Genomic DNA, 14,254 nt, shown 5'->3' on the forward strand with positions numbered 1-14,254 from the left:
GTTGGGTGCTGAATGGTTACTTATACTTGTTGATGGACGGGTCCTGATAGCGCTCGGAACCCTTCTTCCCTTCCTCGCCGGAAGGCTTAAGGGTCCATTTGCAGGAATCCGTATACGTTTTCCCGCCCACGGAGGCCGTGGCCGTGATGGTGTTGACGCCGGGCTTGAGAGTTACTTCAGGCCAGACGGCGCGCTTCAATTCATCCGGCTTGACGCTTCCCGCGGCCTTCCCGTTGACGGCCAGCTTCACCATGGGGGCATTGCTGTAAACCTTCACGGGCACCGTCTTTTCCGTGCGCTCCGCAAACCTGCGGGACGTAATGTACACGGTCGGCTGCGGGCTCCAATTGGCCCTGTAGAAGAAATAGGCGTCCTTGGGCGTCTTGCGGTCGTAGGTCACCAGCCCCTTGTCGTTGATGCCGGGGCTTTCCCCCTCAAAGCGGGAGGCGGAGCCGAAGTCAAACATGTTCCAGACGAAGGAGCCCCACACCTCGGGCCTCTCCCTGATGCACTTGTAATTGATCTCATGCGCCTGGGACTGCCATTCCTCCGGATGCCAGAATCCCGTGGGGGACGGCCTCTTTGCCGGATTCTCATGCATGCCCGTGCTGGCGCCATGGCCGTACTCGCTGACGGCGATGCCCATCTTGCCGCCGTAGTCGCGGATGTAGCCGTTCAGGTTGCCCTTCATGGTTTCAGGGCCGCCCCCGTACCAGCCGGGATACGTATTGAACGCGATGTGGTCCGGAATATTGTTCAGTTTCCTGCGGCCCGCCTGGTTGCTGGCCGCCACCGTCATGCGGGAGGGGTCCGTCTCCTTCACGAACTTGTTCAGTTCCGTCAATTCGGCCTCCATGTCCACCCCTTTGGAGGAAGCCTCCGGCTGGTGGCCTATCTCATTGAAAATACCCCACATGCAGATGGAGGGATGGTTCCAGTGCTGGTAAATCATCTCCCGGGCCTGGAGGCGGTTATTCTCCCGGAACTCCGGCGTATCACGCACCAGGTTGACGTTGGGCACCTCGGACCAGACGACCAGCCCCGTCTTGTCGCACAGGTCGTAAACGTTGCTGGAGGCGGGATAGTGGCCCGTTCTCAAACCGTCCGCCCCCATGTCCGCAATCAACCTGATATCCCGCTCCTCATCCTCCGGGGAGAGCGCCCAGCCCTTCCCCTTCACATCCTGGTGGCGGCTGACTCCCTTGATCTGCATGGGTTTTCCGTTCAGGACAAACCCCTCCTTGGGATTGACGGAAACGGTCCTCAACCCCAGCGGCTGCACCATTTCATCCGTCTGGCCGTCCGCCGTCCTGACGGAGGTCTTCACCTGGTAGAGGTAGGGATTCCTGACACCGTTCCAGAGCACGGGATTGGGAATCGCCAGTGTTACGGGAACTTCCAGATTCTTCTTTTCCCCGGCGGCGGCCTTCACTGTCTTTCCGGCTACCTTCCTGCCCTTCATGTCCAGAATTTCCACGGCCACATCCACGTCCCCCGCCTTCCCGTCCGAATTCAGAAGGGTCTTCACCTCCACTTCCGCTTTGGATTTGTCCAGGGACTTCGTAGTAATGAAAACGCCGGGAGAGGCGTAAAAGAGGGGGTCAATGCAGACGCCGTCCGTCTCAATCAGTTCAATGGGCCGGTACAGTCCGCCGAACATGGAAAAATCCCCGCGCTGGGGCGCGATGTGGTCCCGCTGCGTATTGTCCACCAGCACGGAAACCGTATTGGCGCCTTTTTTCAGTAGAGGGGTGATTTCATAGCAAAATGCGGTGAATGCCCCCTCATGCCTGCCGGCAGGCTTCCCGTTGACGGAAACCTCGGAAACGATGCTGGCGCCCCCGCCGCGGATGAAATACCTCTTGCCCGGCTTGGGAGCCACCGGAAGAGTACGGGTATAAACGGCGGGGCCGCGCCGGTAAACGTCGCTGTTGACGGACTTGGCGTCTCCGCGCTTCCCTTTCACGCCGTCCGCGGCATCTTCCGCGTTCCAGGTGTGGGGCACCGTCACTTTCACGGAGGGGCTCCCGTTGAAGCTGTAGTCCCAGGAACCGTTCAAAGGATGGACTTCACGGGCATCAGCCGCCAGGATGGAGCCCAAGGCACAGCACAGCCCGGCACATGATACGTTGAAAGAGAGGATTCTGATGTTCATGATACAGTGGAATAGTGTACCTCATACGTCCAGGCATGTAAAATACTTTCATCCTTCCGGGAGGCCTTCTTCCCGGCCTAACAAAAATTTACTGACGCCTGACGAATAGCGTTCATTTTGATATTCAATGTACGGAACCATGCTTTCTAACATTTTCGGTCCCTGCACCATCAGAAACTTTGATTTTCCGATCGGATCAAAGAAAACATAAGTTACAACATATCCTTGACGGATACGCGTTTTCCGATGGAAAGCATAAGTTTTCTTTACTATAAGGATGGCCTTTTTCATTAAAACCGTGTTTGTACAAACACGATGAACCTGTATGAGAAAAGTACCGAAAACGAATAAACTAAAATATGTTGGAACCGCCCTTCTGGAAGGGGAATCAGTCACCCTGACCCAGGCGGCACGGCTTGTATTGGAAATCAAGGAAGCCCTGGGGGATGAAATCTGCACCATCAACCGGTGCCGGGAAGTCGTCACCCTGGGGCTGAACGCCATCAAAAACAAACACCATACCGTCAGCTTCGGGACGGCGGCCACGGAATGCCTGCGTTCCAAAAGCCACCGCCGCCCCCGGACGCTGACGGACATCAAGAGCATCATTCACAAACTCAAGAAGAGCAATCCGGAACTGGAGGATACTCCCCTCAGGAACCTCACCGTGGAAGAATGCCAGAGCATTCTGATGAACACGTTCACCACGTCGCGCCAGCGGCACAAGGCGCGGCTGATCCTGAGCGGCATTTTCTCCTTCTCCGTCAAGCGCGGCTGGTGTGATGAAAATCCCATCCTCCGTGTGGACACCCCGTTCCTGCGGGAACAGGAAATCCCTGCCCTGGGACTGAAGGACGTGACCCTGCTCCTCAAAACGTGCATGGATGAATTTGACGGGAGCTGCGTGGCTGGAGCGGCCCTGATGATTTTTGCAGGCATCCGCCCGCAGGAAGTGGAACGGCTCCTCTGGGAGAACATCGCCATCCGGGACGGCTGCGTGATCCTGAACTCCAAGCACACCAAGACAGGAGGCGCCCGGCACGTGACCATCCTGCCCGTGCTTGCCAAATGGCTCAAATTCTGCCGTGACAGGACCAAGCCGGGGCCGAATACGCCCATCTGCCCCAAGGGCTGGACGATCAAGTGGCGCAAGATCCGCAAAAACGCGGGCTGGGGAGGCAGAAAAAGATCATGGGTGCCGGACTGCCTGCGGCACACCTATGCCAGCTACCATGCCAAGCACTTCAAGGACTACAACCTGCTGCAGATGGAAATGGGGCACCGCTCCTCCTCCCTGCTCCGCACCCGGTACCTGAACATGAAAGGGATTTCCCCGCAGACGGCCACGCGCTTCTGGGGACTCACTCCCGCCAAGGTGATTTCAGAAACGGAACCGCCGGAGGAACAGACGCAATAACGGAGAGGGGACGGAGGCTCCGGCTGAGGCGGCCTCCCCCCTTTCCCAGGCAGGCCTGCCCCTATAATTCATAATAGGTGTAGCCGTTCAGTCCGGAACGGAACACTTCCAGGGCCCTCCGGCGTTCGGACGGGGAGATTTTCCCATCCGCCACGGCCTGTTCCGCAAACGTGCGGAACTTGTTGATCAGCTCCTTGGGATCATACTCCACGTAGGAAAGGACGTCGGCCACCGTGTCCCCCTCCACCTCATGGGTATAAACGGGGCGGCCGCCTTCCAGGTGCACGCCCACCACGTTCGTATCCCCCAGCAGGTTGTGCAGGTCCCCCAGGGTCTCCTGATAGGCGCCCACCAGGAATACGCCGATGTAGTAATCGTCCTCCCCGGGCTTGATGGCGTGCAGGGGCAGCGCGGTAGCCACGTCCTCCCGGTCAATGAAATGGTCTATCTTCCCGTCGCAGTCGCAGGTAATGTCCGCCAGCACGGCCTTGTTCGTGGGCCGTTCATTCAGGCGGTGCAGAGGCATCACGGGGAAAAGCTGGCGTATGGCCCAGGAATCCGGCAGGGACTGGAACAGGGAAAAATTGCCGTAATAAAAGTCCACCATGGAGCAGGAAAGCTCCCGGAGGTCTTCCGGAATGGTTTCCATCTCCGCCAGCATGCGGGAAATGCGGCTCAGGATATGCCAGTAATAGGCCTCTCCCAGCCCGCGCTGCCGCAGGGTGGCGTTTCCGTAAAAGAACTGGGCGCGCAGCTGGTCCCGGTAATAGCAGGCGTCATTGTAGCACTCCTGCATGTTCTTCCTGGCCAGGGTCCGGTCCGTATCCGCAAAAGCCTTCAGCAGCTCCGGAGCATCCTCCGGCAAATCCGGGGGCGGTTCCTCGCCCGGCGCGCTGGTCACATCCAGCACGTTGAACACCAGCACGGAATAATACGCCACCACGGCGCGGCCGGACTCCGTCACCAGCGTGGGGTGGGGCACCTCGTACTTGGTGCACATGTCCCCCACCACCTCCACCACGTCACGGGCGAACTCCGCGATGGAATAGTTGCAGGAGGAATGGAAATTCGTCTTGGACCCGTCATAATCCACAGCCAGGCCCCCGCCCATGTCCAGCGTGCCCAGCGGCGCGCCTTCCTTCACCAGGTCCACGTAAATGCGGGCGGCCTCCGTCAACCCCTCGCGCACCACGGAAATATTCGGAATCTGGGACCCCTGGTGGTAATGGAGCAGCTTCAGGCAGTCCAGGGAATCCATCTGCTTCAGCTTGTCCACCACCTCCACCACCTGAGCGGCGTTCAGGCCAAAGACGGACTTGTCCCCCGCGGACTCCTGCCACAGGCCGGAACCCTTGGCCGCCAGCTTGATGCGCACGCCCAGATTGGGGCGGATGTCCATCTTCCGGGCGCGTTGCAGGACGGCGTCCAGCTCGGAAGGCATCTCCAGCACGATGAAAATATTCAGCCCCATCTTCTGGGCCGTCAGCGCCAGGTCAATAAACTCGTCATCCTTGTAGCCGTTGCAGATCAGGTAGGCGTTGGGATTATGCATGTGCGCCATGGCCGCAATCAGCTCCGGCTTGGAACCGGCTTCCAAGCCGTAATCATACTTGGTGCCGAACTCCGCAATCTCCTCCACCACCTGCCGCTGCTGGTTCACCTTGATGGGGTATACGCCCTGGTACTTGCCCTTGTAATCCGCCTCCTTGATCGCCTTGCGGAAGCTCTCGTTCAGCTCTGCAATACGGCTGCGCAGCAGGTCGCGGAAACGGAACAGCACCGGAACGGTGGTGCCGCGCTCATTCAGGCCTTCCAGCAGGTCGCACAGGCTGATGTCCTTCTTCCCGCCGTCCTCGTCATTCAGGCGCACGGTGACCTCCCCTTTCTTGTTAATCCGGAAATATCCGTTGCCCCAGTCGTCAATGCCGTACAAATCTGCGGAATCATGATGACTCCAGCCCCGGACTTTCTGCTTGATGCCTTCTTTGGATGCTGCCATGTCAATCTGTCTGGTCAAATGTTCTAGCCCAGGCGGGCCTCAAAATCTTCATAGGAAAAACGGCGTACCGTCTCCACGGAACCGTCCTTTTTCTGGATCGCAATATCCGGATGGCGCACGCCGTTGAAAAACGTCGTCTTCACCATCGTATAATGCGCCATGTCGTCAAAAACAAGCTCGTCGCCCGCGGCGAGGGGTTCCGCAAAGGAATAATCCCCCAACCGGTCTCCCGCCAGGCAGGTGGGCGCCCCCAGGCGGTACGTATGCGCGCCTTCCCCGGCATTCCCCGCCAGGGCGTAGCTTTCCCCCTCCATCCGCACGGCGGGCTGCTGTCCGGAACGCAGGGAGGGGTCCTTTAAAATCTGGAACACGTCCGGACGGTAGGGCATCTCCAGCGTATCCGGCATGTGGGCGGACGCGGAAACGTCCAGAATGGCGTGCTCCATCCCTTCCGAGAAAAAAACATCCAGCACCCTGCACCGGAGCACCCCCGTATGAATGGCGGCGGCTTCCCCCGGTTCCAGCCACACGTCCACGCCGTAGCGCGCGCGGATGCCGCGGACAAGCTCCGCCAGCAGATTCCGGTCATAGCCGGGCTTGGTGATCCAGTGGCCGCCGCCCATATTCAGCCAGGTAATCTCCGGGCGGGACAGGATGTGGCCGAAGTGGCGCTCCACCGCGCCGAGCGTAGCCGCCAGGTCTTCCGCGCCCTGCTCGCACAGGGTATGGAAATGAAGGCCGGAAATTCCGGTCAAATCCGCCCCCTGCATCACGTCCGGCGCAATGCCCAGGCGGGAGCCGGGCGCACAGGGATCATACAGGGGCGTATGCCCGGTGGAAAACCGGGGATTGACGCGCAGGCCGCACTTCAGCTCTCCGGAAAGAAAGCGGGGATGCCGCATCACCTCCTCCCGGAAACGGGCCCACTGCGTCAGGCTGTTGAAATCAAGGTGGCTGGAAATCTCCGCCAGCTCCGCCACCTCCTCCGGAGCATACGCCGGGGAATACGTCAGCACGTGTTTTCCGAACCTGCTCCGGGCCAGCCGGGCCTCCCACAGACCGGACGCGCAGCAGCCGTCCAGCAGGGGCTCCAGGACATCAAAACAGGGCCAGCAGGAAAAACCTTTCAAGGCCAGCACGATGCGGCACCCCGCAGCCTCCGCCACGTCCCTCAGGATAAGGGCGTTGCGTTCCAGGGCAGTCTGGCTGATGACGAAGGCGGACATAAAGCAACGACAACCTAAGCGATTCCCAACGATTTGCGAGTAAAATTTGAGTAATCCCCCATCATACCTTCCGGGAGGCTCCCGCCGGGGTCTCCCGGTCCGGCAGAGCCCGCTCCCGCGATCAAACGGAAACGTTAAAAAACGCTACAAATCGCCTCTTCCTGCATTCTTTTCCTTGAAATGGGATGTGTTTTCCTCTTTTATAACGTAACCATTGCGATTGCCATGACTAACATTCATCCCTTCACCACCGCAGCAGCCTGCCTCCTGACCGCCGGAGCAGCGCTCTTCACCAGCTCCTGCCAACCTACCTCTCCGCAGAGCTACGCCCGCCAATTCGCTACCGCCCAGAACGTCTCCGTACACGGGTATAACGGCCGTGAAACGCTGACCAGCAGGGTTTATGCCGACTGGGGCGGCATGCCGGCCAACGCGCGCCGCGCCATGGAGGAATACATCAAGGGGGCTGAATGGAAGACGATGGACTACATCCGCCCGCAATACTTCATCCAGGTGGACCGCTCCTACTGGGCGCTCTGCATTGACAATGACGGCAACCTCATCGGCATTGTTCCCTTCCGCAACGGCAGGGACGCCCGCAAGATGTCCGTCAACAACCACTTCAAGATGCTGGTCAACACCACGGACCAGGCCCCGGCCCTGGGCTATGCCATCCTGAAAAACCTGGCTTATGCGGACGGCCTGCGCGTCAGCACCCGCAAGGCTGACGGCCTGAACACGCCCGTCCCGGCGCCGCCCGCCGTGAAGGTGGTTGTTCCGCCCAAGGAAACCGCTCCGGCAGCTGGAGCCGCCAAGCCTGCGGCCGCTCCCGCCACGGAACCCGCCGCTACGGAAGAAACGCCTGCCGATGACGCAGACTCCACCGGCACGGAAGAAACGCCCGCTGCGGACAACGCTGCTGAAGACACCGACGCCACGGCGACGGATGACGCCGCTACGGACGACTTTTAAGATGCCTGCCCCTTCCGGGGACACCATCGCCACCATTTCCATCACACCCCGCCGGCATGCACGGCGGGGTGTTTTCTATCCCCGTTCTTCCGGAACAACGGCAAGTTTGCTGTTACTTTTAAACCATTCCCCATGGTGGGAAAGCCCTTGTAACCCTTGTGAACAGCCCGGTTCTGAAATGGTCTGCGCTTCCGTAAGTCGGGCTGGAAGAGGCTCACATCTCCGTTCATCCCGGCTTGCGGGAAAAACCACAGGAAAGGAAGACACTCTTCCGGTCTCAGCCTGCTGCCGCCAGCGGAGGAAACCCGGCCGCCGGGAAAGACGCAAAGACTCACTCACACGTTTATCCGCGGGGAACGGGCATCACTCGTCCCCCCCTTTACCAGCGCTCCGCACGGCGGAGACGACAAAAAGCCGGATGCCCTTCCAAAAACGGGACATCCCAATTCGCCACCTTTCACCGGAGGCACATTCGCCGGGACCTGGAGGAAAGGAACCGCAGACTCTGTGGCGGAATCTCAATTCCCGGTCTTCTTCACCTGGTCCGGCCACGGAACGGAGCTTCCTTCCGGCGCGCCCAGCTCGTTGCCTTTCTTGTAAGTAGGCATCTGCGCCTTCCGCTCCCGGAGCAATTTACCCATGACGGCGGCCATTTCCTTCGTCTTACGCGGCTCCCTGGAAGCCAGGTTTTCCTTTTCGCCGATATCCTTCTTCAAATTATACAGCTCGAAGCTCTGGTTCAGGTGGCGGTAAATCAGCTTCCAATCCCCCTGGCGCAGCGCCGTGGAGGAAGTGTATTGCGGCGCCTGCCGGCTGCCTTCCCCCCAATTGTTCGGCTGGTGGAACAGAATGGGACGGTCCGCGGGGAACCGGGCTCCCTTGAGCAGCGGAACCAGGCTGAGGCCGTCCAGCTTCTGCGGAACCTTTGCGTTCCGGCATCCGGCTATATCCAGAAGGGTGGGGAAAAAGTCGTCAATGACCACCGGAACGGCGCACCGGGAACCGCCCTTGGTCACGCCCGGCCAGGAAACGATCATGGGCTCCCGGATGCCGCCCTCCATACAGGAGCCCTTGCCGAAGGAAAGGGGGTAATTGGCATCCTCATTGCCCAGCCTCCCGGAAATGGCCAGGCCGCCGTTGTCCGACATGAACACCAGCACCGTGTTCTTGTCCAGATTATGCTCCCGGAGGTACTTCATGATATCACCCAGGCTCTTGTCCATCCCCTCGATCAGCCCGGAATAATGCTTCTCCACCGGAGACCACTTGTGACCGTCCGCCGGGTCCTTGTAGGCGTCCGCAAATCTCTTGTCATAAGCGCGCTCGTCCAGCGGGGAATGCAGGGCGTACTGGGCCATGTACAGGTAAAAGGGCTTGTCCGCCTCCTTGGGATTGGTCCTAATGGCCTCCAGGCGTTTGATGGCCTCCAGGGTCAGGGCCTCCGTCAGGAACACGTCGTCCTGGTAGTAATTATTCTCATCCAGCCCGCGCACATGGTTGAACCCCTTCCCGTAATGCTTGGAACCGCGGTAATCCGCCGGGTGGCCGATCTCCGTGCCCGCGATATTGTAATCAAACCCCATATTCAGCGGATTGGACCCCGGCGTTCCCTGGGTGCCGAAATGCGCCTTTCCGCAGTGCACGGTGACGTAGCCGCACTTCTTCAGCATCTCCGGCAGCGTGGCCGCCGTGACGAAGGGGCGCGTCATGTTATAACGCATGTCCTCCCCGGAAATGGGGCGTTTCGTCGTTCCCCTGGCGGGAACCCCTACGGGCTGGAGGCCGTTGAGGGCCCAGTCCGGCGGCTGAAGGCTCTTGCTGTTGCGGTCCGTCGTACCGTTCTGCTCCCGCACCCAGCACGTCACGCGGTGCCGCGCCGGATTCATGCCGGACATCAGGCTCACGCGGGAAGGCGTGCAGAGGGGGTGGGCGTACGCATCCGTAAACGTCATGCCCTGGGCGGCCAGCTTCTCCATGTTCGGCGTCCGGTAGCGCTTGTTCAGGAACGTCTTCTTCGGATTGCCCCGGCTGTCGGACCAGAACGGGTGGGACGTATCCTGCCAGCCCATGTCATCCACCAGGAAAACGATGATATTGGGCTTCTTTCCGGAAACGGGGCGGGAAACATTGCCCTGAGCGAATGCCCCGGCAAGCAGGGAAACCGCGCCGCAGGCGGCGGAGAGGAGACAGGCGGTAAACTTCATGGTTGCAGCATATTTAATACAATCGGCAAAAACCTTTCAACCTAAAAGTACGCACAGGCAATCTCTGGTCTTTCCTCTTTTTTCCGGAAAACGGCATCATGCCCGCGGAAGCGTTGGAAGCGCTTGCAGGCCGCCGGGTTTAGGCTTGATTGGCCCGCTGGCGGAGTATACATTCCTCCCCATCATGTCCGAGCGCAAGAAACCATACCCCTTTGACGTTTTTGAACCCAAATGGCAGCAGATCTGGGACGAAAGAAAAACCTTCAAAGTAAACAACCCCGGAGAAGAGGGCTTTGACGCGTCCAGGCCCAAATACTACGTGCTGGACATGTTCCCCTACCCCAGCGGCGCGGGCCTGCACGTGGGGCACCCGGAAGGGTACACGGCCACGGACATCGTGGCGCGCTTTAAGCGCATGAACGGCTTCAACGTGCTTCACCCCATGGGGTGGGACTCCTTCGGCCTTCCAGCGGAGCAATACGCCATCAAGACCGGGCAGCACCCCTCCGTCACCACCTTCCAGAACATTGACAACTTCCGCCGCCAGCTCAAAATGCTGGGCTTCTCCTATGACTGGGACCGGGAAATAGCCACCACGGACCATGAATACGTGCGGTGGACCCAGTGGATCTTCCTCCAGCTCTACAACTCTTACTACAACAGGGAACTGAAAAAGGCGCGCCCCGTCTCCGAACTGGAGGAACAGGGGCTGAGCCGCGAGGAAATCGACCAGCGGCGCCTGGCCTACGTGGCGGAAGCCGCCGTAAACTGGTCCCCGGACCTGGGCACCGTGCTTGCCAATGAAGAAGTGGAGGAATGGAAATCCAAGGGACACCATGTGGAACGCCGCCCCCTGCGCCAGTGGATGCTGCGCATTACGGACTATGCGGAACGCCTGATTGACGAACTGGAGCCCCTGGACTGGCCGGAATCCATCAAGCTGCTTCAGCGCAACTGGATCGGCAAATCGGAAGGCGCGGAAGTGGACTTCACCCTGAACGGGGAAACCATCACCGTTTACACCACCCGGCCGGACACCCTCTTTGGCGCCACTTACATGGTCCTCTCCCCGGAACACCCGCTGGTGGACTCCGTCACCACGCCGGAACAAAAGGAAGCCGTGGAACAGTACCGCAACCAGTGCGCCACCAAGAGCGACCTGGAGCGCACGGACCTGTCCAAGGAAAAGACGGGCGTCTTCACCGGCGCGTACGCCGTCAACCCCGTCAACGGGGAACAGATTCCCGTCTGGATTGCGGACTACGTGCTGATGGGCTACGGCACCGGAGCCATCATGGCCGTGCCGGCCCACGATGAACGTGACTTCGCCTTTGCCCAGGTCTTCGGCCTGCCGGTGCTCCAGGTGGTCCGGCCCCCCAGTGAAGACATGGACTGGCGCGGCTTCTGCGGTTATGAAGGCACCAGCGTGAACTCCGGCTTCCTGACCGGACTGCCCACCCCGGAAGCCAAGGAAAAAATGACCCTCTGGCTGGAAGAAAACGGCAAGGGCCGCCGCAAGGTCAACTACAAGCTGCGCGACTGGCTCTTCTCCCGCCAGCGCTACTGGGGCGAACCCTTCCCCATCGTCTGGGAAAACGGCCGCCACCGCGCCCTGCCGGAAAACGAACTTCCCTTGCTCCAGCCCGATCTGGACGACTTTGCCCCCACGGGCGATCCGCGCGGCCCGCTGGTCAAGGCCACGGAATGGATTGCCTACACGCCCACGGCCCACCGTGAAACAAACACCATGCCCCAGTGGGCCGGCTCCTGCTGGTACTACCTGCGCTACCTGGACCCGAAAAACACGGAACGCTTTGTCAGCCGGGAAGCGGAACAATACTGGATGGGCTCCACCGGAACGCCGGGCGGCATTGACCTGTACGTGGGCGGCACGGAACACGCCGTGCTCCACCTGCTCTACGCCCGCTTCTGGCACAAGGTCCTCTTTGACCTGGGGCACCTCAGCACCAATGAACCGTTCCAGAAACTCGTCAACCAGGGATTGATCCTGGGAGAAGACGGGCAGAAAATGTCCAAATCCCGCGGCAACGTCGTCAACCCGGACGACATCGTCCGTGAATACGGAGCGGACTCCCTGCGCATGTATGAAATGTTCATGGGACCGCTCAAGGACGTGAAGCCCTGGGCCACCAAAGGGGTGGAAGGCATCTCCCGCTTCCTGGCCCGCGTCTGGCGCGTGGCCTTCCGTGAAAACCAGGAAGGCGAATGGGAAATCAATCCCAAGCTGGTGGCGGATGCTCCGGAAGCGGACGTGCTCCCCGTGCGCAAGGAACTGCACAAAACCATCCGGAAAGTGACGGACGACATCAACGAAATGTCCTTCAACACCGCCATCGCCAAAATGATGGAATGCACCAACGCCATGACCTCCGCGGACGTGGTGGACGTGCAGGACTACGACACCTTCCTGACCCTCCTGAACCCGTTTGCCCCGCACATCACGGAAGAAATCCACAGCCTCCTTCAAAAACGCTTCCCCTCCCTGGCGGAAACGCAGCTCTGCCAGAAAAACTGGCCCGCCTGTGATGAAGACCTGCTGGTGGAAAACACCATCCCCATGGTCATCCAGGTAAACGGCAAGCTCAGGGACAAGCTGGAAGTGGCCAGGGACATCTCCCGTGAAGAACTGGAAAAACTGGCCCTGGCCTCCTCCAAGGTAAAAGTCTTCCTGGACGGCGTTACCGTGCGTAAAGTGATTGTCGTGCCCGGACGCCTCGTCAACATCGTCGCCAACTAAACAACATCTGGAAAGGAACACCCCCATGACCATGATCGCCCCGTCCCTGCTGGCGGCAGACTTCTCCCGCATTGGGGAGGAAGCGCGTCGCGCCTTTCACTCCGGAGCAGACTGGCTGCACCTGGACATCATGGACGGCCACTTTGTGGACAACATCTCCTTTGGCCCGGAAATCTGTGCCGCCGTCAGAAAAGCGGTGGGACCGGACCACTTTCTGGACGCGCACCTGATGATCGAACGGCCGGACCACTACTTTGACCGATTTGTCAAAGCGGGCGTCAACCTCATCTGCTTCCATGTGGAGCTGGGGGACGAATACTACATCCGCGACACCCTGCGCCGCATCCGCAGGGCCGGCGTAAAAAACGGACTGGCCATCAACCCGGCAACTCCCTTTGAGGCGGTAGCCCCCTTCCTGGGGGAAATAGACCTGCTCCTGGTCATGTCCGTAGTTCCGGGTTTCGGCGGGCAATCCTTCATGCCCTCCGTGCTGGACAAGGTGGAAAAAGCCGCCGAATGGCGCACGGAAAACAAAGCGGAATTCCTCATCCAGATGGACGGCGGCATCGGTAAAAACAATGCCGCGCAGTGCGCCTTGGCGGGAGCTGACGTACTGGTGGCGGGCTCCTCCACCTTCAAGGCTCCGGACATGGCCCGCGCCATTGCGGAAATGAAATAACCTGCGGACAGCCCGGCGGCGGCCTGTTATTCCGAAACATCAAAAGAATCCGGCATTCCCCTGGGAGTGCCGGATTCTTTCATTCGTGATTTCCTGGTAATCACGCTCTGCGGCGGCGCAGCATCAATGCGGACAGCCCCAGCAGGCCCAAGGAGGCGGCTGACGGTTCCGGAACAGCGGCCAGCGTCACCTCCGCTTTCAACACCGGGCCCCATACGGAACCTTCCGTACTGGTAAAGCCTGTATTCTTATACACATCCCCGATGTCCACACCATCGGCCTCCTTGCCGAGCCTCAATCTGGCGGAGGAAAAATTCACATCAGCCCAATTTGTGGCATCCGTAACCTGAGTCGTTGTAAAAGCCGCGTAATAAGTCACGCCGCTGTCAAGCTGCAAATTATTGAACACGGCCTTCTGCCAGGAGGCAGCCCCATCCGCCGCTCCTTCGCCCGCCATGTCAATAGTGGTGGTGGACTGCCCTACAAACGTCGTGCCGTCCTTGGTGGTGGCGGAGGAAAAAATCGTCACATACAGGCCGTCGGTGGCATCCGCCCGGTTCGTCGCCTTGGCAATATCCAGCGATTGCAGGAAAACCGTGGAATTCTGTGAAATGCCCTCTCCGGAAGAAAGCAGCATGTGATCCAGATCAAAGGAAAAACCGTAGTAGGCACCATACCCTCCGGAGGTAAGAGTGGAAAGGTCTTCCTTGGTCGTCGTGCTCAGCACAGTGGCCGCCTGTGCCGTTGCCAGGCCGGCGAGAACACCAAAAATACATAGGAACTTCATAACTTTATTCTTATTATGGATGAAACACGGAAAAGAAAACCGCTGCCTGAAAAATAG

Annotated in this window: 10 protein-coding genes; 4 read left to right on the forward strand and 6 right to left on the reverse strand. The window is 59.6% G+C overall.

Annotation, left to right across the window (positions count from 1 at the left end):
- Positions 1–16: 16 nt before the first annotated feature.
- Together HHJ06_RS07635 and HHJ06_RS07640 are read right to left on the reverse strand one after the other, a co-directional pair.
- Positions 17–2,155: a glycoside hydrolase family 2 protein gene (locus tag HHJ06_RS07635; protein WP_215428754.1), complete on the reverse strand. Its 2,139-nt coding sequence runs from the start codon at positions 2,153–2,155 to the stop codon at positions 17–19.
- A gap of 48 nt (positions 2,156–2,203) precedes the next feature.
- Positions 2,204–2,446: a hypothetical protein gene (locus tag HHJ06_RS07640; protein ID WP_215428755.1), complete on the reverse strand. Its 243-nt coding sequence runs from the start codon at positions 2,444–2,446 to the stop codon at positions 2,204–2,206.
- 34 nt (positions 2,447–2,480) lie between these two features.
- Here HHJ06_RS07640 and HHJ06_RS07645 point away from each other — a divergent pair, with 34 nt between their 5' ends.
- Positions 2,481–3,572: a tyrosine-type recombinase/integrase gene (locus HHJ06_RS07645; protein WP_215428756.1), complete on the forward strand. Its 1,092-nt coding sequence runs from the start codon at positions 2,481–2,483 to the stop codon at positions 3,570–3,572.
- A 61-nt stretch (positions 3,573–3,633) separates the two neighbouring features.
- On the opposite strand, the gene speA is transcribed toward HHJ06_RS07645, so the two are convergent.
- Both speA and nspC read right to left on the reverse strand, forming a co-directional pair.
- Positions 3,634–5,571, reverse strand: coding sequence for a biosynthetic arginine decarboxylase (gene speA / locus HHJ06_RS07650; protein ID WP_215428757.1), 1,938 nt, complete (start codon positions 5,569–5,571; stop codon positions 3,634–3,636).
- A gap of 23 nt (positions 5,572–5,594) precedes the next feature.
- The gene (gene nspC / locus HHJ06_RS07655) at positions 5,595–6,797 is read right to left on the reverse strand and encodes a carboxynorspermidine decarboxylase (protein ID WP_215428758.1); all 1,203 of its coding nucleotides are present in this window, start codon (positions 6,795–6,797) and stop codon (positions 5,595–5,597) included.
- A 225-nt stretch (positions 6,798–7,022) separates the two neighbouring features.
- Here nspC and HHJ06_RS07660 point away from each other — a divergent pair, with 225 nt between their 5' ends.
- The gene (locus HHJ06_RS07660) at positions 7,023–7,769 is read left to right on the forward strand and encodes a hypothetical protein (protein ID WP_215428759.1); all 747 of its coding nucleotides are present in this window, start codon (positions 7,023–7,025) and stop codon (positions 7,767–7,769) included.
- Positions 7,770–8,287: 518 nt separating this feature from the next.
- On the opposite strand, the gene HHJ06_RS07665 is transcribed toward HHJ06_RS07660, so the two are convergent.
- Positions 8,288–9,973: a sulfatase gene (locus HHJ06_RS07665; RefSeq protein WP_215428760.1), complete on the reverse strand. Its 1,686-nt coding sequence runs from the start codon at positions 9,971–9,973 to the stop codon at positions 8,288–8,290.
- A 184-nt stretch (positions 9,974–10,157) separates the two neighbouring features.
- Between HHJ06_RS07665 and leuS the strand changes: the two genes are divergently transcribed.
- Entirely contained in the window at positions 10,158–12,731 is a 2,574-nt protein-coding gene (gene leuS / locus HHJ06_RS07670) for a leucine--tRNA ligase (protein ID WP_215428761.1), read from the forward strand.
- A gap of 25 nt (positions 12,732–12,756) precedes the next feature.
- Positions 12,757–13,410: a ribulose-phosphate 3-epimerase gene (gene rpe, locus HHJ06_RS07675; RefSeq protein WP_215428762.1), complete on the forward strand. Its 654-nt coding sequence runs from the start codon at positions 12,757–12,759 to the stop codon at positions 13,408–13,410.
- Between the two features lie 100 nt (positions 13,411–13,510).
- Here the strand turns inward: rpe and HHJ06_RS07680 are convergent, their stop codons facing one another.
- Positions 13,511–14,197, reverse strand: a complete 687-nt coding sequence (locus HHJ06_RS07680; protein ID WP_215428763.1) for a hypothetical protein — start codon at positions 14,195–14,197, stop codon at positions 13,511–13,513.
- Positions 14,198–14,254 lie beyond the last annotated feature (57 nt).

The sequence above is a fragment of the Akkermansia muciniphila genome (assembly GCF_018709685.1).
In the GTDB taxonomy this organism is placed as follows: domain Bacteria; phylum Verrucomicrobiota; class Verrucomicrobiia; order Verrucomicrobiales; family Akkermansiaceae; genus Akkermansia; species Akkermansia muciniphila_E.

Coding starts and splice junctions, on each gene's coding strand:
- HHJ06_RS07635 (WP_215428754.1), bottom strand. CDS start 2,155: ATGAACATCAGAATCCTCTCTTTCAACGTATCATGTGCCGGGCTGTGC.
- HHJ06_RS07640 (WP_215428755.1), bottom strand. CDS start 2,446: ATGAAAAAGGCCATCCTTATAGTAAAGAAAACTTATGCTTTCCATCGG.
- HHJ06_RS07645 (WP_215428756.1), top strand. CDS start 2,481: ATGAGAAAAGTACCGAAAACGAATAAACTAAAATATGTTGGAACCGCC.
- speA (WP_215428757.1), bottom strand. CDS start 5,571: ATGGCAGCATCCAAAGAAGGCATCAAGCAGAAAGTCCGGGGCTGGAGT.
- nspC (WP_215428758.1), bottom strand. CDS start 6,797: ATGTCCGCCTTCGTCATCAGCCAGACTGCCCTGGAACGCAACGCCCTT.
- HHJ06_RS07660 (WP_215428759.1), top strand. CDS start 7,023: ATGACTAACATTCATCCCTTCACCACCGCAGCAGCCTGCCTCCTGACC.
- HHJ06_RS07665 (WP_215428760.1), bottom strand. CDS start 9,973: ATGAAGTTTACCGCCTGTCTCCTCTCCGCCGCCTGCGGCGCGGTTTCC.
- leuS (WP_215428761.1), top strand. CDS start 10,158: ATGTCCGAGCGCAAGAAACCATACCCCTTTGACGTTTTTGAACCCAAA.
- rpe (WP_215428762.1), top strand. CDS start 12,757: ATGACCATGATCGCCCCGTCCCTGCTGGCGGCAGACTTCTCCCGCATT.
- HHJ06_RS07680 (WP_215428763.1), bottom strand. CDS start 14,197: ATGAAGTTCCTATGTATTTTTGGTGTTCTCGCCGGCCTGGCAACGGCA.